Source organism: Paracoccus endophyticus, from assembly GCF_003286075.1.
Lineage (GTDB): Bacteria > Pseudomonadota > Alphaproteobacteria > Rhodobacterales > Rhodobacteraceae > Paracoccus > Paracoccus endophyticus.
Map to the genome: position 1 here is coordinate 102,247 of NZ_QLUV01000006.1, position 23,276 is coordinate 125,522.

Annotated in this window: 18 protein-coding genes; 7 read left to right on the forward strand and 11 right to left on the reverse strand. The window is 71.2% G+C overall.

From position 1 onward, the window contains the following. Positions 1-29: 29 nt before the first annotated feature. Together olsB and olsA are read left to right on the forward strand one after the other, a co-directional pair. Positions 30-812: an L-ornithine N(alpha)-acyltransferase gene (gene olsB, locus DPQ23_RS09195; protein ID WP_112874393.1), complete on the forward strand. Its 783-nt coding sequence runs from the start codon at positions 30-32 to the stop codon at positions 810-812. Then, on the forward strand, positions 809-1,678 hold the full coding sequence (gene olsA / locus DPQ23_RS09200; protein WP_112874394.1) for a lyso-ornithine lipid O-acyltransferase: 870 nt from the start codon (positions 809-811) through the stop codon (positions 1,676-1,678). Before olsB ends, olsA begins: the two co-directional genes overlap by 4 nt. On the opposite strand, the gene DPQ23_RS09205 is transcribed toward olsA, so the two are convergent. Beyond that, positions 1,673-3,451, reverse strand: coding sequence for an SLC13 family permease (locus DPQ23_RS09205; protein ID WP_112874395.1), 1,779 nt, complete (start codon positions 3,449-3,451; stop codon positions 1,673-1,675). The two genes, olsA and DPQ23_RS09205, sit on opposite strands and share 6 nt — an antisense overlap. Before the next feature lie 121 nt (positions 3,452-3,572). Next, on the reverse strand, positions 3,573-4,391 hold the full coding sequence (locus DPQ23_RS09210) for a TIGR00282 family metallophosphoesterase (RefSeq protein ID WP_112874396.1): 819 nt from the start codon (positions 4,389-4,391) through the stop codon (positions 3,573-3,575). Positions 4,392-4,513: 122 nt separating this feature from the next. Here DPQ23_RS09210 and ftsY point away from each other — a divergent pair, with 122 nt between their 5' ends. Continuing rightward, the gene (gene ftsY, locus DPQ23_RS09215) at positions 4,514-5,629 is read left to right on the forward strand and encodes a signal recognition particle-docking protein FtsY (protein ID WP_112874397.1); all 1,116 of its coding nucleotides are present in this window, start codon (positions 4,514-4,516) and stop codon (positions 5,627-5,629) included. Between the two features lie 149 nt (positions 5,630-5,778). Here ftsY and DPQ23_RS09220 read toward each other — a convergent pair whose 3' ends face one another. The 4 genes from DPQ23_RS09220 to hisS all read right to left on the reverse strand — a co-directional run bounded on the left by DPQ23_RS09220 (position 5,779) and on the right by hisS (position 9,377). After that, entirely contained in the window at positions 5,779-6,048 is a 270-nt protein-coding gene (locus DPQ23_RS09220; protein ID WP_112874398.1) for a DUF2171 domain-containing protein, read from the reverse strand. A 97-nt stretch (positions 6,049-6,145) separates the two neighbouring features. Further along, entirely contained in the window at positions 6,146-6,823 is a 678-nt protein-coding gene (hisG, locus tag DPQ23_RS09225; protein WP_112874399.1) for an ATP phosphoribosyltransferase, read from the reverse strand. Beyond that, positions 6,817-7,896 carry an ATP phosphoribosyltransferase regulatory subunit gene (locus DPQ23_RS09230; RefSeq protein WP_162630704.1) on the reverse strand — a complete coding sequence of 360 codons (1,080 nt, stop codon included), beginning with the start codon at positions 7,894-7,896 and terminating at the stop codon, positions 6,817-6,819. Before DPQ23_RS09230 ends, hisG begins: the two co-directional genes overlap by 7 nt. After that, a complete protein-coding gene (hisS, locus tag DPQ23_RS09235; protein ID WP_112874400.1) occupies positions 7,893-9,377 on the reverse strand; it encodes a histidine--tRNA ligase in 1,485 nt (494 codons plus the stop codon). Before hisS ends, DPQ23_RS09230 begins: the two co-directional genes overlap by 4 nt. Positions 9,378-9,427: 50 nt before the next feature. Here hisS and DPQ23_RS09240 point away from each other — a divergent pair, with 50 nt between their 5' ends. Then, complete coding sequence (locus tag DPQ23_RS09240; protein ID WP_112874401.1) at positions 9,428-9,628, forward strand: SlyX family protein; 201 nt, start codon at positions 9,428-9,430, stop codon at positions 9,626-9,628. 1 nt (position 9,629) lies between these two features. On the opposite strand, the gene DPQ23_RS15720 is transcribed toward DPQ23_RS09240, so the two are convergent. Both DPQ23_RS15720 and gatB read right to left on the reverse strand, forming a co-directional pair. Beyond that, on the reverse strand, positions 9,630-10,262 hold the full coding sequence (locus DPQ23_RS15720) for a DUF4177 domain-containing protein (protein ID WP_205961427.1): 633 nt from the start codon (positions 10,260-10,262) through the stop codon (positions 9,630-9,632). A 57-nt stretch (positions 10,263-10,319) separates the two neighbouring features. Then, positions 10,320-11,834, reverse strand: a complete 1,515-nt coding sequence (gatB, locus tag DPQ23_RS09250; RefSeq protein WP_112874402.1) for an Asp-tRNA(Asn)/Glu-tRNA(Gln) amidotransferase subunit GatB — start codon at positions 11,832-11,834, stop codon at positions 10,320-10,322. A 169-nt stretch (positions 11,835-12,003) separates the two neighbouring features. Between gatB and DPQ23_RS09255 the strand changes: the two genes are divergently transcribed. Then, positions 12,004-12,600: a hypothetical protein gene (locus DPQ23_RS09255; RefSeq protein ID WP_162630705.1), complete on the forward strand. Its 597-nt coding sequence runs from the start codon at positions 12,004-12,006 to the stop codon at positions 12,598-12,600. Between the two features lie 43 nt (positions 12,601-12,643). Here the strand turns inward: DPQ23_RS09255 and DPQ23_RS09260 are convergent, their stop codons facing one another. Continuing rightward, complete coding sequence (locus tag DPQ23_RS09260) at positions 12,644-14,560, reverse strand: cation:proton antiporter domain-containing protein (protein ID WP_112874404.1); 1,917 nt, start codon at positions 14,558-14,560, stop codon at positions 12,644-12,646. Positions 14,561-14,576: 16 nt separating this feature from the next. After that, entirely contained in the window at positions 14,577-18,284 is a 3,708-nt protein-coding gene (locus DPQ23_RS09265; protein ID WP_112874405.1) for a hypothetical protein, read from the reverse strand. 247 nt (positions 18,285-18,531) lie between these two features. Here DPQ23_RS09265 and DPQ23_RS15725 point away from each other — a divergent pair, with 247 nt between their 5' ends. Beyond that, positions 18,532-19,968, forward strand: a complete 1,437-nt coding sequence (locus DPQ23_RS15725) for an SIMPL domain-containing protein (protein ID WP_205961428.1) — start codon at positions 18,532-18,534, stop codon at positions 19,966-19,968. Between the two features lie 61 nt (positions 19,969-20,029). Here DPQ23_RS15725 and DPQ23_RS09275 read toward each other — a convergent pair whose 3' ends face one another. After that, entirely contained in the window at positions 20,030-21,313 is a 1,284-nt protein-coding gene (locus DPQ23_RS09275; protein WP_112874406.1) for an O-acetylhomoserine aminocarboxypropyltransferase/cysteine synthase family protein, read from the reverse strand. Positions 21,314-21,456: 143 nt separating this feature from the next. On the opposite strand from DPQ23_RS09275, the gene DPQ23_RS09280 reads away from it, so the two are divergent. Beyond that, the gene (locus DPQ23_RS09280; RefSeq protein ID WP_112874407.1) at positions 21,457-23,274 is read left to right on the forward strand and encodes a M3 family oligoendopeptidase; all 1,818 of its coding nucleotides are present in this window, start codon (positions 21,457-21,459) and stop codon (positions 23,272-23,274) included. Positions 23,275-23,276: the final 2 nt, after the last annotated feature.

Genomic DNA, 23,276 nt, shown 5'->3' on the forward strand with positions numbered 1-23,276 from the left:
GACCCCCGCAAAGGCGCAGCCTGGATCCCATGACCCCTGATCCCGCCTGGTTCGACATCCGCATCGCCACGTCGGACATCGACCTCACTGCCGCGCAGCGCCTGCGCTATCGCGTCTTCATCGAGGAGCTGGGCGGCGACGGGCCGCTGGTCGATCATGACCGGCGGCTGGAACGCGATGCGTTCGACCCGATCGTGGATCACCTGGTGCTGATCGACACCCGCCGCGATCCGGCGGGGCTGGATCACGTCGTGGGCGTCTATCGCCTGCTGCCCGGCACGCGGGCCGCCACCTTCGGCCGGTTCTATTGCGACGACGAATACGACCTGACGCGGCTGCGCCAGTCCGGCCGCACCCTGCTGGAGCTGGGACGATCCTGCGTCGATCCCGCCTATCGCGGCGGGTCGGGGATGTTCCTGCTGTGGAACGCGCTGGCCGACTATGTCCTGGACCTTGGCATCGAGATCCTGTTCGGCGTCGCAAGCTTTCACGGCACCGACATCCAGGCACTGGCCCCGGCGCTGTCCTGGCTGCACCATCATCACCTTGCCCCGCCCGACCTGCGCCCCGTCGCGCGGGCGCCGGGATTCCAGCGCATGGACCTGATTGCCCGGCAGGCGTTGCAGCGCCGCAGCGCGATGGTCGCCATGCCCGCGCTGATCAAGGCCTATCTGCGGCTGGGCGGCGTCGTGGGCGAGGGGGCGTTCGTGGACCGCGCCTTCAACACCACGGACGTGTTCCTGCTGATGGACACCGCCGCGATGTCGGACCGGCACCGCAAGTTCTATCAGGACCGCTGGCAGGGCGCATGACGGACGCCAGGCTGTCCAGCCCGGCCGCGCGGCCGGACGCCGCGCCCCCGCCGGACCCCACCCCGACATGGCGCGGCCCGCCGCCCCCTGCCCTGCCCCGCCCCTCGGCCCTGGGCTGGCTGCTGGCGGCCACGCGCGGACTGTCGGTGCTGTCGGTGCTGGGGGCGGGCGTCGCGCTGATCGTGCCCCTGCGGGCGGCGGAACGCCTGGCCGCCGGGCCGCGCCGCCCTTTGACCGGGCCGTGGGTGCAGGGCATCTGCCGGCTGTCGCTGTGGCTGATGGGCATCCGCTGGACCCGGCGCGGCCTGCCCATGGCCGGACCGGGCGCGGTGGTGGCCAATCATTCAAGCTGGCTGGACATCCTGGTCCTGAACGCCGCCCAGCCGGTGTTCTTTGTCAGCAAGGCCGAGGTCGCCGGATGGCCCGGCATCAACATCCTGACCCGTGTCACCGATACCCATTTCGTCACCCGCGACCCTCGCCACGCCCGGACGCAGGCGGCCGAGTTCGCGCACCGCACCGCGGCCGGCCACCGGCTGCTGTTCTTCCCCGAGGGGACCAGCAGCGACGGGCGGCGCGTGCTTCCGTTCAAGCCGACGCTGTTCCAGGCGTTTCTGGACCCTGCCCTGCCCAAGGGGCTGGCGGTCCAGCCGGTGACCGCGTGCTATCACGCACCCCCGGACCGGGACCCGCGCTTTTACGGCTGGTGGGGCGACATGGCGCTGGGGCCGCATCTGCTGGCGGTGCTGTCACAGGTGCGCCAGGGGTCGGTGACCGTCACCCTGCACGCGCCGCTGCCAGTGGCGGGGCAGACGCGCAAGACGCTCGCAACGGCTGCCGAGGCGGCGGTCCGCAGCGCGTCATAGCGGCCAGAACAGCGGAATGACCAGGCAGGCCACGACGCCCGTCACGATGTCCAGCGGCAGGCCCAGGCGCAGAAAGTCGCTGAACTTGTAGCCGCCGGGACCATAGACCATCATGTGCGTCTGATACCCGATCGGCGTCGCGAACGCGACCGAGGCCGAGAACATCACCGCCACCACATAGGCCCGCGGGTCGTGGCCCAGCTGCCGCGCCAGCTCGATGGCGATGGGGGTCAGGATGACCGCGACGGCATTGTTGGACAGCACCTCGGTCATCGCAAGGCCAAGGAAATAGACGGCCACCAGCGTCCAGAACGGCGACAGGCCGCGCAGCAGCGGCTCGACCGCACCGACGATCATGTGGACGGCGCCCGTGTGTTCCAGCGCCGCGCCGACCACCAGCATCGAAAAGATCATCGCGAGCAGCCGCGCGTCCACAAAGCCGAACGCCTCGTCCGCGTCCACGCAGCGCGTCACAAGGATCGCAGCCGCCGCGATCATCGAAAGCGCCATGATGGGGGCCACGTCGAAGGCGGCCAGCACCACGACGGTCAGCAGCGCCGCCACTGCGATGGGGGCATGGCGGCGACGGAACGCCTTGGTGGTCGGGTGCGACACGTCCACCAGATCCATGTCCGCCGCCAGCCGCGCGATGTCCTCGGGCGCGCCTTCCAGCAGCAGTGTGTCGCCGACCCGGATTTCCAGATCGTCCAGCTGCCGGCCGATGTTCTGGTTCCGCCGGTGCGCGGCGATGGGATAGACGCCGTATCGCCGGCGCAGGCGCAGGTCGCCCAGCCGCCGCCCGATCATCCGCGCGCCGGGGGAAATCAGCACCTCGACCGTTTCGGTCCGCACCGACGACAGCTTGTCCAGCGCGCGCAGATCCTTGTTCTGCTGCATCTCCAGCAGGTCGGACATGTTGGACCGCAGCACGACGCGGTCCCCCGCCTCCAGCACGACATTCGCCATGTCGCGCCGCAGCGAGGCGTCGCCCCGCAGCACGTCGATGACGCGCACGGCCTCGCGCTTGAACATGGGCACTTCGTTGACGTTCATGCCGACGATGCCGCTGTCCTCGGGGATGGCAACCTCGGTGAAGTATTTCATCTCGGGCCGGTTCGACAGGAACGCCGACATCGAGGTCCGCTCGGGCAGCAGGCGGTTGCCGAAGACCGCGATGAAGGCGGCGCCCGCCAATGTCACCGCAAGCCCGACCGGGAAGATGTCGAAGATGCCGAACGGCTCCATCCCCATCTCCTGCACGACGCCGTCGACCAGCAGGTTGGTCGAGGTGCCGATCAGCGTCAGCATCCCCCCCATGACGGTGAAGAAGCTCAGCGGCATGAGCAGCTTGGACGGCAGGGTCTTCGTGCGGTGCGCGACCTGGATGACGATCGGGATCATGACGGCCACGACCGGCGTGTTGTTCATGATCCCCGAGGCCAGGCAGACAAAGGCGAACAGCCCGCAGATGGTCAGGACCGGGCGCGTATCGGCGCGGCGCGCGACAAGCTGGCTCAGCTGGTCCAGCGCGCCGGTCCGCACCAGCCCGCCCATCAGGATGAACATGAACGCGATGGTCCAGGGCGCGGCGTTCGACAGCACCCGTCCGGCATCGTCCAGCGGCACGAGGCCCAGCACCAGCATCACCGCCGCCGTGCCGAAGGCGACCACTTCGGGGGGGTTCTTCTCGCGCAGGAACATGACGAACATGACGGCGATGATGATCAGCGTGGCGATCGCTGCAGGCTGGCCTGTAAGGCTGAAACCGAACATCGGGCGCGGACTTTCGATGGCACCGGACCAAATCCGGCCCGCGGCATCTGCCCGATTCCCGCTGGACGTGCAAGGCAATCACGGCCGCGCGAGCGGGCGGCAGGGGACGCAGGAGGCCGGTTCAGCCCTGCGGATTGGCCTGCGCCAGCCGCCCGCCATCCCTCAGCGGGGCGACGCTGGTGGCCATGCCGGTGCGGTCGTCCGTCACCACCAGGACGCCCGAGATCGTCGCCTCGCCCTCGGCGGGGGTAAAGCGGTCGCGCGGCATCCCGGTCAGGAACCGGCGCAACGGCTCGGCCTTGTCCATGCCGATCACGCTGTCATAGTCGCCGCACATGCCCGCGTCCGACAGATAGGCGGTGCCGCGCGGCAGGACCTGCGCGTCGGCTGTCGGAACATGGGTGTGGGTGCCCACGACAAGGCTGGCGCGGCCGTCGCACCAGTGGCCCATCGCCATCTTCTCGCTGGTGGCCTCGGCGTGCATGTCCAGCACCGCGGCCTGCACCATTCCGCCCGGCGGATGGGCGCGCAGCACGGCATCGACGGCGCTGAACGGATCGTCGAAGGGCCGCTTCATGAAGACCTGCCCCAGCACCTGCGTCACCAGCACCTTGCGGCCCCGTGCGTCGGCAAAGACCCGCGCCCCGCGGCCCGGCGCCTCGCGCGCAAAGTTCAGCGGCCGCAGGACGCGCGGTTCGCTTTCGATGAACTGCATCATGTCCTTCTGGTCGAAGGCATGGTCGCCCAGCGTGATGCAGTCGGCGCCCGCGTCCAGGATCAGCCGCGCGTGGGCGCCGGTCAGCCCCATGCCGCCGCTGGCGTTCTCGCCGTTGACGATGGTGAAATCGGCCTTCAGCCGCGCCTTCAGCGGGCTAAGCCGTTCGGTGATGGCGCGCCGGCCCGCGCGCCCCATGACATCGCCCAGGAACAGAATTCGCATGACGTCGGGGTTACGGCTTTGCGGCGCGCGCCTCAAGCCCGCAGTTCGCCGACGGCGCCCGGTGCCCTTTCCCTTTCCCGCCCGAGCCCCTAGGTTCCCCGAAACGCCGGGGGTATCGCCAGATGTCGTTTCTCAGCAAGCTGCGTGACCGGCTGACCCGGTCGTCGTCCCGCATCGGCGCGGGCCTGGACGACATCGTGTCCGACGCGCCCGCCACCGCACCGGACCGCCCCGCCCTGCCCGAGGCGGTCGCACCGGCCATGCCGCAGGCCCCTGCCCCTCAGCCGCATCCCGCCCCCGCGCCCGCGATGGCCCCAGAGCGCCCCGGCGCGGCACAGCCTCAACAGCCGCAAGCGCAGCCGGGCCTGATGGGTCGCCTGTTCGGCCGCGACAGCACTCCGGCCGAACCCCGGCGCGAGCTGGACGACGCCATGCTGGAGGAGCTGGAGGACATGCTGATCGCCGCCGACATGGGCACCGACACCGCCCTGCGGGTCACGGCCAACATCGCCGAGGGGCGCATGGGCCGCCGCATCGGCGCGACCGAGCTGAAGCAGGCGCTGGCCGACGAGATCACGCGCATCATGACGCCGGTGGCCCGGCCGCTGCCGCTCTATCCGAAAAAGCCGCAGGTCGTGCTGGTCGTTGGCGTCAACGGGTCGGGCAAGACGACGACCATCGGCAAGCTGGCCAGCCAGTTCCGCGCGGCGGGGAAAAAGGTGGTGATCGCCGCGGGCGACACCTTCCGCGCGGCGGCGGTCGAACAGTTGCAGGTCTGGGGACAGCGCGCGGGCGTGCCGGTGATGGTCGCGCCGCAGGGGTCGGACCCCGCCAGCCTTGCCTATGACGCGATGGCGCGCGCCGAGGCCGAGGGCGCCGACCTGCTGATGATCGACACCGCTGGCCGCCTGCAGAACCGCGCCGACCTGATGGAGGAGCTGGCCAAGATCGTCCGCGTCATCCGCAAGAAGGACCCGTCCGCCCCGCACAACACCCTGCTGGTGCTGGACGCGACCACCGGGCAGAATGCGCTGAGCCAGGTCGAGACGTTCCGCAAGCTGGCCGACGTGTCGGGCCTGGTGATGACCAAGCTGGACGGCACGGCGCGTGGCGGCGTTCTGGTGGCGCTGGCCGACAAGTTCGGCCTGCCCATCCATGCGATCGGGGTGGGCGAGCAGATCGACGATCTGGACGCCTTTGACGCGGGGGATTTCGCGAAGGCGCTGGTCGGGATCTGAGACCGTCGCAGCGCGCGTCACGGCACCCGCGCCCGCAATCGGCGCGGCGCGCCCAAGCCGTCCCGGGCGCTGTGCCTTGCGACTGATCCGCACGGGACAGGGCCGGCCACAGGTTGCGTCCCCGCGGCCGCCCGCCCCCGCCGCGTCTCTCAGCCGTTGTGCTCGACCGGCGTGCCGTCCTCTTCCTCGAACAGTTGCCGGGCGTTCGCGGCGTCGGCCGACAGCCACAGCTTGCCGCCATCGGTCGAGGCGATCGCGGACAGCGACAGATAATGGTGGTGGCTGTCGTGCTGCCCGTGCGCGGGGTCCTTGCGCTTCATCTTGATGCGCTGGCCGTCCATGTGATCGACCACGCCCACATGAACGCCGTCTGCGCCCACGATCTCCATGCCGTTCTGGATGTCGCTTGCCGTTGCCATCGCTGATCTCCTGCCGGGGTCGGTCCGGTGCCGCTGCTGCGGCACGCTCGGAGGCCCAACGCGCCAGGGGCCGGTTCGGTCCCGCTGGCCGTCCCGGTCAGACACAAAGCCGCGCCAGGAAGGCGCGCGCCTCGGGCCGGTCGGCGGCCGCGCGGGCCGCGAACAGCGTCGCCTGGCTTGCGTGGATCAGCGCGTCGGGCAGGATCTTCAGGTGGTTGGCGCGCAGCGTCTCGCCCGAACTGGTGATGTCGGCGATGGCCTCGGCGGTCAGGTTCGCGACCGTGCCTTCGGTCGCGCCCTGGCTGTCCACCAGCTGATAATCGGCAACCTCGTGGGCCGACAGGAACGCCCGCACCAGGCGGTGATATTTGGTGGCAATCCGCAGCCGGAACCCGTGGGCCTGGCGAAAGTCACGGGCGATGGTGGCCAGATCGTCCAGGCCTTCGCAGTCGCGCCAGCAGGCGGGCACGGCCAGCACCAGATCGGCGTGGCCGAAGCCCATCGGCGCGACCTCGACCACGTCCGAGCGCCAGCCCGCCAGCTTTTCGCGCACCAGATCCGAGCCGGTCACGCCCAGGTCGATGCGCCCGGCCGCCAGTTCGCGCGGGATCTCGCCCGCCGACAGCAGGACCAGCTGCACGCCATCCGCCCCCTCGACCCGGCCGGCATATTCGCGGTCCGATCCGCTGCGGGCCAGCCGCACGCCGCGATGGGCGAACCAGTCGAAGGTCTGCTCCATCAGCCGTCCCTTGGACGGCACCCCCAGCTTCAGCATAGCTCGGCCACCAGCCCGGGGCGGATGATGCCGCCCACGGCCGGGATCGCCGCCCCCTGCCCCAGCACACGGGTCAGCGCGTCATAGCGCCCGCCCGAGGCGACCGGCGGCCAGTCGGGACGATGGGGCGCGGTAAAGGAAAACGTCATGCCGTCATAATATTCCATGGTGCGCCGCCCGTGGCTGGCGTCAAAGCGGATCGTCGCGGGGTCGATGCCCCGCCCGGCGATGGCGTCCAGACGCCCGGACAGGCGGGCCACCGCCTCGGCAATGGCAGGGATATGGTCGGCCAGAACGCGCAGTTCGTCCAGCGCGGCAGGCGCGGGGCCGGCCACCCCGAACAGCCGGTGCAGCCGCTCGCGCCAGATCGGGGGCAGCACCGGCTCTGCCCGGTCGGCCTCGAGCCGGCGGATGCGGTCCTGCATGGCCCCGGACGAGCGCAGCCCGGTCCAGGGCGCGTCGTTGACGGCAAAGCTGCGTGGGGGCACGGGACGGGAAAACCGCTCCAGCATCCGCTCGAACCGCGCGGGCCGCCAGATATGGTGGGACAGCGCCGCGCGGCGGGCGTCCGACAGGGGCAATCCCGCGACCGCATCCAGCAGCAGGTCCATGTCGCCCATCGTGGCGTCCAGCGACAGCGGCGCAAGGATCGCGTGGAACATCGCAAAGACCTCGGCGTCGGCGTCCGGGTCGCGCGAGAACAGCTCGAATCCCGCCTGCAGGTATTCGTTATCGCGCGGGTGCTCGGGGCGCGTGTCGCCCTGGTCCTGCTTGCGAAAGACCTCGCCCAGATAGCAATAGCGCGCCGGCTCCGCCCCGCCGGCCATGTGCATCTGCACCACCGGCACGGTGAAATCGGGACGCAGCACGACCTCTCCGCGCACGGGGTCGGTGGTGACATAGGCGCGGGCGCGGATATCCTCGCCATACAGGTCCAGCAGCGTGTCGGCGGGCAGCAGGATGTCGGGCGCGACCTCGACCGCGCCCGCCGCGCGGAACGCATCAAGGATGCGGCGGCCGGCGGCCTGCTTGGCGGTGCGGGGGATCGGCGGCAAGGCGGGGCGCAAGGTCATCGCGCGAGGATGTCCCGCACCGCCTGCACCAGCCCGCCGCGCGGGCATTCGACCTGCGCCGGCTGCGATTTCCATTCCTCGACCGAGGCTTGCGCCGCGATCCTGGCGCCAAGGATCAGGTCCTTGACCTGCACCACGCCGCGGGCGGCCTCGTCGCCGCCCTGGATCACGGCGACCGGCGCGTTGCGCTTGTCGGCGTACTTCAACTGGTTGCCGAAGTTCTTTGGATTGCCCAGATAGACCTCGGCCCGGATACCGGCGGCGCGCAGTTCGGTCGCCATCGCCTGGTAATCGGCCATGCGGTCGCGGTCCATCACCGTGACGACGACCGGCCCTGCGGCATCCGCCCCCGCCAGCCCCTCTTCGCGCAGCGCGGCCAGCAGACGGTCCACGCCGATGGACACACCGGTCGCGGGCACCTTTTGCCCGGTGAAGCGTTCCACGAGGTCGTCATAGCGCCCGCCACCCGCGACCGAGCCGAACTGCCGCCTGCGGCCCTTGTCGTCGAGGATCTCGAAGGTCAGCTCCGCCTCGAACACCGGGCCGGTGTAATAGCCAAGGCCGCGCACGACGGCAGGGTCGATCACCACGCGATCCGCGCCCATGCCCATCGTGTCCAGCAGCACCGCGATCTCGGCCAGCTCATCCACGCCCTCGGCCCCCACGGGCGATCCGCCCACGGCCACCCGCAGGTTGTCCAGCGTGGCCGCGTTGTCGGCACCCCGGGATGTCAGGAACGCGATCACCGGGTCGGCTTGCGCGGCGTCCAGCCCGACGCCCTCGATCTCGGCGCCCGAGGCATCGGTGCGCCCGGTGGTCAGCAGCGCGCGCACGCCGGCCTCGCCCACCTTGTCGAACTTGTCGATGGTCCGCAGCACGTCGGCGGCCTGGTGGGCGTCGGTCACGCCCATCGCCTGCAACACGCCGTTCAAAACCTTGCGATTGTTCACCCGCACCAGATAGTCGCCGCGCGCGATGCCCGCCGCCTCAAGCGCGTCCGCCAGCATGGCGATGATTTCGGCATCCGCCGCGACGCTCGCCGCGCCCACCGTGTCGGCGTCGCACTGATAGAACTGGCGATAGCGGCCCGGCCCCGGCTTTTCGTTGCGCCAGACCGGGCCCATCGCATAGCGGCGATAGGGCGACGGCAGGTCATTGCGGTACTGCGCCGCGACCCGCGCCAGCGGCGCGGTCAGATCGTAACGCAGCGCCAGCCAGTCGCCATGGCCCCCGCCCGGCACGGCTTCCTCCTGCCAGGCAAACACGCCCGCGTTGGGGCGGTCCACGTCGGGCAGGAACTTGCCCAGCGCCTCGACCGTCTCGACGCCGCTGGTTTCCAGCGCGTCAAAGCCGTGGCGGTGATAGACGGCGGCGATGCGGTCCAGCATCGCCTTGCGTTCCGTCACCTCGGCCCCGAAATAGTCGCGAAAGCCCTTGGGCGTTTCGGCGCGGGGGCGGCGCGGTTTCATGTCCTTGGCCATCGGCGGATTTCCTGTCGGGTCGCCGGGACCGATTAGCGGAGTGCGGCAGGATGGACAAGTTGCAGGCGGTCGAGGAGCGGGTCGCCCATCTGATCCGCAGCGTGGACGAGCTGTCCGAGGTCGTGGCCCGCCAGGATGCCGAGATTCGCCGCCTGTCGCGGTTCGTGGGCCAACTGGTCGAACGCGAGGCCGACCGCGAGGCGGCGCAGGGGTCGATCCCGCTGGCCGACCAGCGCCCCCCGCACTGGTAGATCAGCGCTCGGCCGGCCCCAGCCGGTTGCCGCCCGCCGAGGGCATGGGTTCCGAAAACGCTCCCGTTCGCGCGCCCTCGCCCCGTGGCCCGGCCAGGGGCGGACGCTGCACGAAGGCGGGCAGCTCGGGGTCCTCGAGGCGGTCGTCGCGGGCGGTAGTCCCGGCACCCGCGGGGGCCGTCGCGGGAATGGACCCGCCAGCCGAGGGCGCGGCCCCTGTCGCAGCCGCGCGGTCGGTGGGGGCGGCGTCGGGCCAGTGCGAGGGCGGCTCGCTGTCGGGCCGCGCGGCAGCCGCCGCGTGGGGCGGCGCATCGTCCCGGGCTGCGGCGGGGGCGGGGCGCGCGGCGGGCCGGGACGGCGGCTCGTGCGTGGCCACGATCGGATGCTGGGCTTGGGCGACCGGCACCGCCCGGCGGAACACCAGCACGTTGTGAAAGACCGTGGTGCGGCTGGTCAGGCCGCTGCGCTCCTCGCAGGGCAGCGTTTCGGCGCGCACGTATTCCCAGCCGTTCGCGGCCATGCGGTTCATCTCGGTCAGCAGGGCATAGCTGAAGCGTTCGGCCCCGGTCCGGGCGCCGCGCACCTTCTCGCCGCGGCTTGGCGCGGGAATGACCGTATATTCAAAGTGCTGCATCCTTGGTCCCCACCCATCCCGTGTCCGTCCCGCAGAACGCGACAGCGGTGCATCAGTTCACAGGCCCAGCTTTTTCGCCACCAGCTCGTTCACGGCCGCCGGATTCGCCTTGCCGCCCGTGGCCTTCAGCACCTGTCCGGTGAACCACCCCGCCAGCTTGGGGTTGGCCTTGGCCTTGTCCACCTGCGCGGGGTTGGCCGCGATGATGTCATCCACCGCCGCCTCGATCGCGCCAAGGTCGGTGACCTGCTTCATGCCGCGCGCCGTCGCGATCGCGGCGGGGTCGCCGCCCTCGGTCCAGACGATGTCGAACAGATCCTTGGCCATCTTGCCCGAGATCTCGCCCGAGCCGATCAGGTCCAGGATGCCGCCCAGTTGCGCCGCGTCCACCGGCGAGGCGCCGATCTCCAGCCCCTCTTTCTTCAATCGCCCGAACAGGTCGTTGATGACCCAGTTCGCGGCCTGCTTGCCGTCGCGGCCTTTGGCGACGGCCTCGAAGAAATCGGCGTTCTCGACCTCGGCCGTCAGCACGCCCGCGTCGTATTCCGACAGGCCCAGCGCGGTCACGAACCGCGCCTTCTTCTCGTCGGGCAGTTCGGGCATGGATGCGGCGATCTCGTCCACCCAGGCCTGCTCGATTTCCAGCGGCAGCAGGTCGGGGTCGGGAAAGTAACGGTAATCGTGGGCTTCTTCCTTGGACCGCATGGACCGGGTCTCGCCCTTGTCGGGGTCATACAGGCGGGTTTCCTGAACGATCATGCCGCCGTCCTCGATTATGGCGATCTGGCGGCGGGCCTCATATTCGATGGCGGCCTGGATGAACCGCATCGAGTTCATGTTCTTGATCTCGCAGCGCGTGCCCAGGACCGAGAAATCGCCCGTCTCGATGAAGCGTTCGTAGTCGCCAGGCTTGCACACCGACACGTTCACATCGGCGCGCAGGCTGCCGTTCTGCATGTTGCCGTCGCAGGTGCCCAGATAGCGCATGATCTGGCGAAGTTTCGCGACATAGGCCGCCGCTTCCTCGGGGCCGCGAATGTCGGGTCGGCTCACGATCTCCATCAGGGCGACCCCGGTGCGGTTCAGGTCCACGAAGGACAGCGCCGGGTCCATGTCGTGGATCGACTTGCCCGCGTCCTGTTCCAGGTGGATCCGCTCGATCCGCACACGGCGGGCGATGCCGGGGGCCATGTCCACGATGATCTCGCCCTCGCCCACGATGGGGTGGTACAGTTGGCTGATCTGATAGCCCTGCGGCAGGTCGGGATAGAAATAGTTCTTGCGATCGAAGGCCGAGACAAGATTGATTGCGGCCTTCAGCCCCAGCCCCGTGCGGACCGCCTGCGCCACGCAGAATTCGTTGATGACCGGCAGCATTCCGGGCATCGCGGCGTCCACGAAGCTGACATTGCTGTTCGGCTCGGCCCCGAAGGCCGTCGAGGCACCCGAGAACAGCTTGGCGTTGGAGGCCACCTGCGCGTGGACCTCAAGCCCGATCACCAGCTCCCAGTCGCCCTTGGCCCCGGCAATGACCTTGGGTCGCGGCGCGGTATAGGTCAGGTGGTCCAGCATATCGGGGCTCCGGCAAGGGTCGGACGGTTTTAGGGCCGCAGCCCTCGCGGGGCAAGGGCCGGGCACGGGCCAGCGGCGCGGACGGCCCTTGCCATTGTGGCTTTGCGTGCGCCCGGCTATGGCCGCCGGTGGGCAGCAAGAGGGTGGGCGCGCGATGCACCGGACGATCATGGCGACACTGGCAGTTCTCGCGCTGGCGGGCTGCGGCGCCGGCGAGGCGGCGCGGCGCGCCACCACCGCGCCGACCATCGCGGGCGAGGCGCCGCGTCCCCTGTCGGGCCGTCTGGCGGCGGTCCTGCCCCTGGGGGGCAAGCCACAGGCGGCGCAGGCCCCCAGGGGCGACGGCACCGACGCCTGGACCCAGGCTGCGCTGCAGGTCCTCGATCAGGAAGGCGTCACCCTGCTGTCCACCGTGCCCGCCGATGTCATGCAGTTCTGCCCGGGCTATGCCACGCAGACCCGCGAGAATCGCGCGGCGTTCTGGGCGGGGTTGCTGTCGGCGCTGGCGCGGCACAAGGGGGGCGATCCGGGGGCGCCTGCCTTGGGCCAGACGCAGTCCGGCGGATGTGCGGGCGAGTTGCTGGAGGGGGGCGAAGCCCTGCAATGCGCGGTGCGGACCGTGGCCAAGAATGTGGTCCGCGACGGGTCCATCGCGGGCCGCAAGGACGGCTGGCGCGGCGCGGCGCGCGAGTGGCTTCCCCTGCGCTCGGACGGCAGCCGGACCCGGATCGCCGGCTGGACGCGCAAGCAAAGCTATTGCCGCTGAACCGGCCACCCCGTCCGTTCGGGACGCCCGCCCGCGTTTGCCGTCAGCGGCCGCCCAGTCGGGCGCCGGGCGCCATGGCCAGTCCGTGCTCGGGCGCCTCGTCGTCCTCGGGCTCGACCGGGGGGGCCGAGGGGCCGCGCGAGAACCGTTCGATCAGGGCACTTTCCATCGCCGCGTTCAGCGCCCGCGACCGCTCGAGGTAGAGGGCGTTCTGGTCCACCGGGACCCCCGGTTGCCAGAGCTTGGCCAGGTCGCGCAACGAGATGCGATCATGACGATAATAGATGCGCTCGAGCTCGGCCGCCTCGTATTCGGAAAGCCCCACGTTTTCAAGCACATACCGGCCGGCGCGCAGCGAGCTGTCGAACATCTCGCGCACGATGTGATCCGCTTTCGCCTCGTACAGTTCATAGACCGCGATGCGGTCGCGCGCCCTCGCTATGATGACCAGGTCGGGGCGCTGCAGGCGGGCGTATTTCACCAGCCGCAGGTTGGCTGCCGGATCGTCGAGCGCCGCGACCAGGATGCGCGCCCGCGCCAGCCCCGCGGCGGCCAGGATCTCGGGCCGGGTGGGGTCGCCGAAATAGCCCTTGACGCCGAACTGCCGCATCAGCTGGATCGTCTTCAGGTCATGGTCCAGCACCGTCGTCTTGAACCCCGACATGGTGACCAGCCGATTGACCACCTGCCCGAAGCGGCCAACGCCCGCGATGATGATGGGCTGCTGTTCGGTGATGTCGTCGGGCTGGCCCAGATCGCGGTCGTCGCCCCGCCAGCGCAGCAGCCGGTCGTGCAGGATGAACAGCAGGGGCGTGGCCAGCATCGACAGCGCCGTCACCAGCAACACCCCTTGCGCCAGCCGGTCGCTCAGGACCGACAGCGAGATGGCATAGGATGTCAGCACAAAGCCGAACTCGCCCGCCTGCGCCAGCGACAGGGTGAACAGCGTGCGGTCCCGCCGCGCCATGCGGGTGATGCGGGCGATGACGGACAGCACGCCCGCCTTGATCGCGATCAGCACGCCGGTGATCGCCAGGATGGTGCCCGGACGCTCGAACAGCAGGCCGAAGTCCATCCCCGATCCCACGGTGATGAAGAACAGACCCAGCAGCAACCCCTTGAACGGGGCGATCTGGGCCTGAAGCTCGTGGCGGAACTCGGACCCGGCCAGCATCACGCCCGCAAGAAAGGTTCCCAGCGCCGGGCTGAGACCCACCACCGTCATCAGCGAGGCGATCCCCACCACGATCAGCAGCGCAAGCGCCGTGTTCATCTCAAGCAGGCGCGCGCCTTGCACGAAGCGGAAGACCGGCCGGATCGCAAACTGCCCCAGCGCCACCACGATCGCCACCGCGCCCAGCGTGACCAGCGCCCCCGCCCAGCCCGGCAGCGCCGCCATGAAATCGGCGCCCGGCGTATCGTGGACCGCGTGCCGCGCCCCGCCGGCCGCCAGCAGCGGCATCAGCGCCAGCATTGGAATGACCGCGATGTCCTGCGTCAGCAGGACCGCAAAGGCACTGCGCCCGCCCCCGGTCTGCATCAGGGCCTTTTCCGACAGCGTCTGCAGCACGATGGCGGTCGAGCTGAGCGACAGGATCATGCCCAACGTCAGCGCGACCTGCCAGCTTTGGTCCAGGATCAGGGCGACCCCGCTCAGCAGCGCGACGGTGCCCGCGATCTGCAATCCACCCAGGCCCAGCAGCCTGTGGCGCATGTCCCACAGGCTGCGCGGCTCAAGCTCCAGCCCGATCAGGAACAGCATCATCACGACGCCGAACTCGGCGAAATGTTGCAGGTCGGCGACCTGGCCCGCGTTGCCGGCCAGCCCCAGGACGGGGCCGATGATGATGCCGGCGATCAGATAGCCCAGCACCGATCCCAGCCCCAGCCGGGCGGAAATCGGCACCGCCACCACCATCGTCGCCAGATAGACGGTGGCGATCAGCAGAAACGTGCCCACGCTGACCTCCGCCGGTTCAACGACCGTTCAGGATCGCCAGGTTGTACTGCCGGCCGCCCTTGACATAGCTGACCCGGCCGTTGCCGATCGAATTGATGGCACCGCCGTCGATCTTGTCGCCCAGGCGAACCGTGACGATCTTGCCGTTGCGCAGCCGGATCAGCCCGCGGCTGGCGCGGCCTGCACCGATGACCCCGATCACCTGCGTCTTGCCCAGGTCCATCCCGCCGACGGTGGCGGCCTTGGCGACCGCTCCTGCGGTGGTGCCTTTGGCGGGGGTCATCGCCACCTCGGGCTCGTCGTCGCTTTCCGGGGGGCGATACTCGCCGCGCCTGGCGATGGCGGCCTTCTCCTCGGCGGCGGCCTGGGCGCGGGCGCGCGCCTCGGCGGCGGCGCGGGCCTGCAATTCGGCCCGCGCGTCGGCAGCGGCCTGGGCGCGGGCGCGCGCCTCGGCCTGGGCCTGCAGCTGCTCGTCCAGTCGCAGCCGCTCGGCCAATTGGGTGTCCGCGTCACCGGCGCTTGCCGGCGGCAGCAGCGCCGCCACGGCCACGGGCGGCTCCGCAGGGCGGTCTGCATCGACCTCGGACGCGGCGGCCGCGGCCGCAGCCACGGCTTCGGCCTCAGGATCGCTGGCCGGGGTCGCTGGCCGGTCGAGCGCGGGCTTGGGCACCGGCAGGGGCGATGCGGTCAGTGCCGACAGGGCGACCCCGCCCGGCGAGGCGCCAGACTGGCCCACCGCCTCGGCGATGGCGGTCTCGACCGCCGAGGGCTCGGGGGTGTCGCTGGCGCCGCCGCGCGCAGGGCGGGGCGCGGGACGGCCCGGCGTCGCCCGCGCCGCGGACCGCCGCACGGGATCGGCAGCCGCGGCTGCGGGCTTTTCCGCCGCTGTGCTGCGCCCGGCGGGCCGTTCGGACGCCGCGCGCGCGGGCCGGTCCGCGGGGCCGGCCGCCTCCTGCAAGGCCGCGTCGATGGCGGTGCGGGCACCGTCCGACCGATCCGGCCTGCGTGACGGCCGCGCCTGGGCATAGCGGGGCGCATCGGCGGCGCGGGGCAGGGCCAGCCGGTCCAGATGGGGATAGGCTGCGTACAGACCGGCCAGCAGCCGGTCGGCCTCGACCACCTCGGCAGCGGTCATCTCGGCGGCGGTCACGTCCTCGTTGGCCGAGCCTTCATCCAGGGTGGCGGGCCGCGCCCGCGGCCGGGGGGCGGGTCCGGCCGTGGCGGCGGGGGCGGGTTCGGCGCGCGCCGGGGCGGCTGCCGCAGCAGTCGGGCGCGAGGCAGGGCGCGAGGCTGTAACCGCAGGCCGCGGGTTTGCGGGCGCCGCGGCCACGGGGGCGGCCGGGTCGGTTGCCGGCGCGCCGGCGCGCTGGCGCGGTGCGGGGGGCGGTGCGCGCCGTCCGGGAACCGCGGGGGCCGGATCGGCCGCGGCGGCCACCGGCTGATCGGCGCCTGCGCCGCGCCGCGGGGCCGGGCGATCCGAGGTCGTCAGCGGCGCGGCTGTGCGCGAGGGCGCGGCCACGGCGGGTCCGGGGGCGCCCGGCTCACGGCTGGCAGTGGTCGGAACGGTGGCCTGCGTCGAGGGAACGGCCTGTCCGGCGGGGCCTGCCGCGGTGGAGGATGAGGCGTCAGCCGCGCTGTCGGGACGGGCGGCATCCTGCGCGACGCTCGTCCCCGCAGAGGCCGCGGGGCTTGCGACGGTGCTGCCGGCCGCAGGCGCACTGGGCGTCACCGCGGGAGCCGCGGTCACGGCAGAGGTGGCTCCCGCAGGCGTGGTCCGCCCCGTGGGGGCAACGGGCGCCGCCGGGCTGGGGACGGACGCGACGGGCGCGGCGGGCCGATCCGCGGACGTGGGGGGCACCTGCGGCGTCACGGCCGGCGCAGGGGGCGTTGGCGCAGGCGTCTGGCGAACCCCGGCGGTCTCTCTCGGTGCGGCCGAAGCGTCCCCTGCTGCGGCGTCCGCCGCAGAACGCGGGGCGGGCGTGGTCGCAGCGGCGGGCGCACCCGCGGGGGGCACAACAGCGGCGGCGGACGCCGCAGCGCCCGTCGGGGTGGCTGCGTTCAATGCGGGGTCGGGACGCGCCGGTGTCACCGCGACGGCCTTGGGCGCGGTGGCTGGTGCGGCCGGGATCGGCGCTGTCGGGGTCGGTGCCGCGACAGGTGCTGCCAGGGGGGTTGGCACGGTCGCGGCAGGGGCCGCGGGGGTGGGCGACACGGACGCCTGCGGAACCGTTGCCGGTGCAGCTGTCGGGCGCGGTTGCGCCGTCCGCGCGGCGGGTGCAGGCGTCAGGTCGGGCGTGCTGGCGACCGGGGTTGGCGTGGACGAAGGACCGTCGCCAATGGCGAAGGCCCAGATCACGACAAGGCCCACGATCAGCGCGCCCAGCATCACCACCAGCCCCCCGATGTTGCCGCGGGCGCCGGGATGCACGCCAGGCGCCGGCTGGGCCACCAGTCGCTGCGTCCTCGGCTGCCCAGCCTGCGCCATCACGGCGGCGGCACGGTCGGGAACCGAAGGCGCCGGACGCGGCGGGAAAGCCGCGCTTGAGGGCGGCGCCGGCCTGTCCGCTGGAGCGCCGGAGGCGCCGCCGTCCTGCCCCGTCTGGGCAACGGGGTCCGCGTGAAAGGCCGTCATATCGGCCGCCTGCGCGGCAGGCTGCGCCCCCTCTGGCTCGGCCTCGGCGGGCTGCGCGGTCGCTGCGGCGGGGTCGACCGACTGGGGGTCGCGCGTCTGCCCTGTCAGCGCCGCCTCCGCATCGGGCGCAGTGTCGATGGATACCGCCTCCGCATCGGGCGCACTGTCGGTCGGCGCTGCGTCCGCGACGGACGCAGGGTCGGCCGCAGGCGACGCGGCGTGATCGTCCGCCCCCTCCTCTGCCTCGGCAGTGCCGGACAGGTCTGTCGCAGCCGCCTCGCTTGCGGGCGCCTCCGCCTCGGCCGTGCCGGGCGCATCGTCATCGGGCGCGACCGACGAGGCCGCAGCCTCCAACATCGCGGGGGCTGCGTTGGACGGGGACGAGGGGTCGACCGCCCCCGACGAGGCCGCAACGGGCGTCCCCGGCGACGCCTCCTCTGCGTGATCGTCGCCCGGCAGGGTCAGATCGGCAGCGTCGCCCGCCTGATCGGCAGCGCCATCCGCATCACCCGCAGGCCCGTTGCTGTCTTCGCCCCCGGCAAATGCGTCCGGGCCGTCCCCGTGGGCCGCGTCCTCGGCCTGAAAGCGCGGCGTCGCGGGAAACAGTCCGTCGCCCGGATCGGCCAGGAAGCTGGCCGGCGAAAAACCGTGGCGGCGGGCGAATTCGTCGGCCTCGCGCAGGGTCTGGCGGGCGACGGCGGCGACGCGGATGCCCTCGCCCTCGCCGTCCGGGCGCCAGTCCCATGCCAGTTCGTCCACGGAATAGGGGGTCAGCCCGTTCAGGGCCGAACCGACCGCATCGGCCCGCTGGCCGACAGGCAGCCGGGTGTACAGGATCTGGTCGTCGGGAATGATCAGCGCGACCGGCGCATCGTCGCCATTGGCCGCGATCCGGCGCAGCTGCGACATCGCCTCGCGGAAATCGGGGGCCGCGAACGACGCGGCCGCCCGCTCGCGCCACACGGGCGAGGTCCTGCCCCCCTCGTCGGCCGAGGTGTCGGGCGATCCGGTCCCCTCGGCCGCGCGTTCCAGAAGATGAACAGCATCGCTGCTGAAGGACAGGGCGAAATCGGGCGAAATCCGCATGCTCATGGCCGGTGCTTTTCATTCGTGGCCGGTCGTCGTTGATCGCGATCCGGTCCGTTGCTGCTCGCCTCATCACTACGGCAAGCGGGACCTCATGAAAAGCGAAACACCATAACGTGAGGCATCCTTTTGGCCCGGATGAGGTTTGATGCAGGGGCTTCGGGACAGGCCGCACGGCCTGCCCCGCCCGCAGCATCCATCCCAGGGCACAAGGCCTTCCCGTGCCCGCGCCCCGACCGATCCGAGGTTCTCCATGATCATTCCGCCCGACCTGTCCGCTCTCGCGCCCCTGACCCGCCGGCTGGCCCTTGCGGCCGCCACCATCGCCCTGGCGGCCGCGCCGGCCGTGGCGGGTCCCGGCGCCAACCGCCCGGGGGCCTGCGGCGCCGCGGGCATGGCGCAATTGACCGTCACCGGAGAGGGCCAGGCGGGCGTGGCCCCCGACATGGCGCAGGTCACGCTGGGGGTGACGACGCAGGCCCCCACGGCGGCGCAGGCGATGGCCGACAACGGCACCCGCCAGGCGGCCGTGCTGGCGGCGCTGACCGCGCAGGGGGTGGCCGAGCGCGATGTCCAGACCTCGGGGCTGAACCTGTCGCCGATGCAGGATTATTCGCGCGATGGGCAGCCTCCGGTCATCACCGGCTATCAGGCGCAGAACATGGTCACGGTGCGCGTGCGCGACCTTGCGCGGCTGGGCGCGGTGCTGGACGGGCTGGTGAGCGCCGGCGCGAACGAGGTGCAGGGAATCGCGTTTTCCCGCGAGGACCGGACCGCGACCGAGGATCAGGCCCGCACCGAGGCCGTGGGCAACGCCCGCCACCGGGCCGAGGTTCTGGCCCGCGCGGCCGGCCTGCAACTGGGCCGGCTGATCGCCCTGGGTGACGCCGGCGCGTCAGGGGGCCCGATGCCTGCCATGATGATGGCGCGCGACGCCAAGGCGGAATCCGTGCCGATTGCCACCGGCGAGATGACGGTCACGGCGCAGGTCAGTGCAACATGGGAAATGCTTCCGCAGGCCGGCGCGGCGGACTGCCCGATGCCGGGTGGGCCGCAGGGGATGTCGCGCGGCGACCCGATGCACGGGGGCGCGATGCAGGGCCACGGGCACGGCCACGGGATGATGCAGGGCTCGGGGGACGGCCAAGGGCAGGGTCATGGGCATCACGCTGGACATGGCAGCGGCATGCAGGGCGGCGACATGCACCATGGGGGCGGCGCGAACCATCATGGGATGCCCGACGACGGCATGATGCATGGCGGCGGCATGATGCACGGGGGCGGCATGATGCACGGCGGCGGCATGATGCATGGCGGCGGCATGATGCACGGACAGGACGCGATGGCGGGTCCGGGCGCCGCAAGCCCCACGGCGCCAGAGGATGCCGCAGGGGATACGGCCCCGTCGCAGACGACCCTGCCCCCCGCCCCGACGCAGGACGGACCCACAGGCGTTGGGACCCCTGCCCCTGCCCCGGCGCAAGCGCCCGCCACCGCCGTTCAGCCGTCCCCCGGTCAGGACGCCGGCCCCACGACGGCACCCGCGCAGAGCGCGGTTCCGCAGCCCGCCGACCCGGGCGCGACCCCGCCCAGCGCGACCTCGCCGGGCGCGACGGCCCCGGAACGTGCGGCCCCCCCGGCCGATGCTGGCCGGAACGGCAGCGGCGGTTCGGAAACGCCTGCGAACTGACGCGGGTGGCCGCCCGTGCGGCGCGGGACGGCGGCGCGACCCGCGCCGCCGCCTGGCCGCGTCAGATTGCGCCCAGCGCCTGGTCCAGGTCGGCGATGATGTCCTGCGCGTCCTCGATCCCGATGGACAGCCGGACCATGTCCGGCCCCGCGCCGGCGGCGATCTGCTGCGCCTCGGTCAACTGGCGGTGCGTCGTGGACGCCGAATGGATCGCCAGCGTGCGCGCGTCCCCCAGGTTGGCCACGTGGCTGACCAGCTTCAGCGCGCCGATCATCCGCACGCAGGCGTCATAGCCGCCCTTCAGCCGGATCGTGAACAGCGCGCCCGCCCCCTTTGGGTAGAGCCGCTGCACACGCTGGTGATACGGCGAGGAGTCAAGGCCCGCATAGCTGACCGCCTCGACCCGCGGATCGGCCTCCAGCCACCGGGCCACAGTCACGGCGTTTTCCACGTGGCGGCGCATCCGCAGGCCCAGCGTCTCGATGCCCATCAGCGTGTAATGCGCGGCCTGCGGGTTCAGGGTCATGCCCAGGTCGCGCAGGCCGATGGCGATGGAATGAAAGGTAAAGGCCGCCGCGCCGAACGTCTCGTGGAACTTCAGCCCGTGATAGGCGGCCTCGGGCGCGGACAGCGACGGGAACTTGTCCGAGGCCGACCAGTCGAAGTTTCCGCTGTCGATCACCGCGCCGCCCATGACGGTGCCATTGCCGGTCAGGTATTTCGTCAGGCTGTGAACGACCAGCGTCGCGCCCTGCTCGATGGGCCGGCACAGGAAGGGGGTGGCCAGCGTGTTGTCCACGATCAGCGGGATGCCGGCCTGCTCGGCCACCGCCGCGATCGCCGGGATGTCGGTGACATAGCCGCCGGGGTTCGAGATCGACTCGACAAAGATCGCGCGGGTCTTGTCGTCGATGGCGGCGCGGACCGCATCGGTGTCGTCCAGATCGACGAAGCTGCAGGACCACCCGAACCGCCGGATGGTCTGGGCGAACTGCGTGACCGTGCCCCCGTAAAGCCGGCTGGACGCCACGATGTTCAGCCCCGGCCCCATCAGCGGGAACAGCGCCATGATCTGCGCCGCGTGCCCCGAGGAGCAGCAGACCGCGCCGGCGCCCCCCTCCAGCGCGGCGACGCGGGCCTGCAGGGCGCTGACCGTGGGGTTGGTCAGCCGCGAATAGATGTAGCCGACCTCTTGCAGGTTGAACAGCGCGGCCGCGTGGTCGGCGTCGCGGAACTGATAGGCGGTGGTCTGATAGATCGGCACCTGCCGGGCCCCCGTGGCGGGGTCCGGCGCGGCCCCGGCGTGAATGGCAGTGGTGTCGAATCCTGGCGTGCGGTCGGTCATGGCGGTCCCCCGTGATCTGTTGCGCCAGACCCTAGGTCGCCGCCCCCGCGCGGGCAATCGGGATCGCGGCCGTCGCGCACCCTCAGGCTTGAACCGGGCGGGCCGAAGGGTCAGATGATGACGCGTAACCGAAAGGACCGCCCATGACCGCCATCGCCCGCGACGCCGAAACCGCCACCAGCCCCGCGGCCGACCTGGGCCCCCTGCCCGACTGGGATCTGTCCGACCTGTATTCCGCCCCCGACGCGCCGGAACTGACCGCCGACCTGGCCGCGCTGGACGCCGCCTGCGCCGCGTTCGCGCGCGACTATCAGGGCCGGCTGGCGGGCCTGACCCCGGCCGAGATGCTGGAGTGCATCGAGCGTTACCAGCAGATCGACATCCTGTCCGGGCGGATCATGTCCTATGCGGGACTGCGCTATTACCAGAACACCACTGATGCGGCCCGCGCCAAGATGATGGGCGATTTGCAGGCCAAGATCACCGACATGACGACGCCGCTGGTCTTCTTCAGCCTGGAATTCAACCGCATCCCCGATGCCGTCTATGAGCAGATGTTCAGCGCCCCCTGCGGGCCGTCGCGCTACAAGCCCGTCTTCGACCGGATGCGGGCGATGCGGCCCTATCAGCTGTCGGACGAGCTGGAAAAGTTCCTGCACGACACCTCGGTCGTGGGTGCGGCCGCTTGGAACCGGCTGTTCGACGAGACGATGGCGGCCCTGACCTTCGACGTGGACGGCCAGGTGCTGGGGCTGGAGGCGACGCTGAACCTGCTGACCGACCACGACCGCGCACGGCGCGAGGCGGGGGCGCGGGCGCTGGCGCGGGTCTTCGGCGAGAACGTCAAGCTCTTCTCGCGCATCCACAACACGCTGGCCAAGGAAAAGGCCATCGAGGACAAGTGGCGCAAGTTGCCGACGCCGCAGACCGGGCGGCACCTGTCGAACGACGTCGAGCCTGAGGTCGTCCAGGCCCTGCGCGATGCCGTGGTCGCCGCCTATCCGCGCCTGTCGCACCGCTATTACCGGCTCAAGGCGAAATGGCTCGGCCTCGACAGGCTGCAGGTCTGGGACCGCAACGCGCCCCTGCCGCAGGACAGCCCCCGTCTGGTCGGCTGGGACGAGGCGCGGGCCACGGTGCTGGAGGCTTATGCAGGCTTTGACCCCAAGCTGGCGGAACTGGCGCAGCCCTTCTTCGACAAGGGGTGGATCGATGCGGGGGTCAAGCCGGGCAAGTCACCGGGCGCCTTTGCCCATCCGACGGTGACGACCGCGCACCCTTACGTCCTGCTGAACTATCTCGGCAAGCCGCGCGACGTGATGACGCTGGCGCATGAGCTGGGCCACGGCGTCCATCAGCGGCTGGCGGCGGGCCAGGGGGAACTGCTGTCCTCGACCCCCCTGACGCTGGCCGAAACGGCAAGCGTCTTCGGCGAGATGCTGACCTTTCGCGCGCTGCTGGCGAAGACGGACGACCCCGCCCAGCGCAAGGCCCTGCTGGCGGGCAAGGTCGAGGACATGATCAACACGGTCGTCCGCCAGATCGCCTTCTACGATTTCGAATGCCGCCTGCACGCGGCGCGGGCCGAGGGCGAGTTGACCCCCGACGACATCAACGCGATCTGGATGTCGGTGCAGCATGAATCGCTGGGCGACGCCTTCGAGTTCATGCCGGGCTACGAGACGTTCTGGACCTATGTGCCGCATTTCGTGCACTCGCCCTTCTACGTCTATGCCTATGCCTTCGGGGACGGGCTGGTGAATGCGCTTTATGCCGCCTACGAGGCGCAGCCCGAGGGCTTTCAGGCGAAATACTTCGAGATGCTGAAGGCCGGCGGGTCCAAGCATCATTCGGACCTGCTGGCCCCCTTCGGCCTGAACGCGGCGGACCCGGCCTTCTGGGACAAGGGCCTGTCGATGATCGAAGGCTTCATCGACGAGCTTGAGGCGATGGAGGCATGAGC

What these genes read in the sequence shown, in the direction of transcription:
- DPQ23_RS09205 (WP_112874395.1), bottom strand. Translation starts at nt 3,451, where the DNA reads ATGTTCGGTTTCAGCCTTACAGGCCAGCCTGCAGCGATCGCCACGCTG.
- DPQ23_RS09255 (WP_162630705.1), top strand. Translation starts at nt 12,004, where the DNA reads ATGGCGACACTGGCAGTTCTCGCGCTGGCGGGCTGCGGCGCCGGCGAG.
- DPQ23_RS09230 (WP_162630704.1), bottom strand. Translation starts at nt 7,896, where the DNA reads ATGACCTTGCGCCCCGCCTTGCCGCCGATCCCCCGCACCGCCAAGCAG.
- olsA (WP_112874394.1), top strand. Translation starts at nt 809, where the DNA reads ATGACGGACGCCAGGCTGTCCAGCCCGGCCGCGCGGCCGGACGCCGCG.
- DPQ23_RS09220 (WP_112874398.1), bottom strand. Translation starts at nt 6,048, where the DNA reads ATGGCAACGGCAAGCGACATCCAGAACGGCATGGAGATCGTGGGCGCA.
- gatB (WP_112874402.1), bottom strand. Translation starts at nt 11,834, where the DNA reads ATGCTGGACCACCTGACCTATACCGCGCCGCGACCCAAGGTCATTGCC.
- hisS (WP_112874400.1), bottom strand. Translation starts at nt 9,377, where the DNA reads ATGGCCAAGGACATGAAACCGCGCCGCCCCCGCGCCGAAACGCCCAAG.
- hisG (WP_112874399.1), bottom strand. Translation starts at nt 6,823, where the DNA reads ATGCTGAAGCTGGGGGTGCCGTCCAAGGGACGGCTGATGGAGCAGACC.
- olsB (WP_112874393.1), top strand. Translation starts at nt 30, where the DNA reads ATGACCCCTGATCCCGCCTGGTTCGACATCCGCATCGCCACGTCGGAC.
- DPQ23_RS15720 (WP_205961427.1), bottom strand. Translation starts at nt 10,262, where the DNA reads ATGCAGCACTTTGAATATACGGTCATTCCCGCGCCAAGCCGCGGCGAG.
- ftsY (WP_112874397.1), top strand. Translation starts at nt 4,514, where the DNA reads ATGTCGTTTCTCAGCAAGCTGCGTGACCGGCTGACCCGGTCGTCGTCC.
- DPQ23_RS09210 (WP_112874396.1), bottom strand. Translation starts at nt 4,391, where the DNA reads ATGCGAATTCTGTTCCTGGGCGATGTCATGGGGCGCGCGGGCCGGCGC.
- DPQ23_RS09275 (WP_112874406.1), bottom strand. Translation starts at nt 21,313, where the DNA reads ATGACCGACCGCACGCCAGGATTCGACACCACTGCCATTCACGCCGGG.
- DPQ23_RS09265 (WP_112874405.1), bottom strand. Translation starts at nt 18,284, where the DNA reads ATGAGCATGCGGATTTCGCCCGATTTCGCCCTGTCCTTCAGCAGCGAT.
- DPQ23_RS09280 (WP_112874407.1), top strand. Translation starts at nt 21,457, where the DNA reads ATGACCGCCATCGCCCGCGACGCCGAAACCGCCACCAGCCCCGCGGCC.
- DPQ23_RS09240 (WP_112874401.1), top strand. Translation starts at nt 9,428, where the DNA reads ATGGACAAGTTGCAGGCGGTCGAGGAGCGGGTCGCCCATCTGATCCGC.
- DPQ23_RS15725 (WP_205961428.1), top strand. Translation starts at nt 18,532, where the DNA reads ATGATCATTCCGCCCGACCTGTCCGCTCTCGCGCCCCTGACCCGCCGG.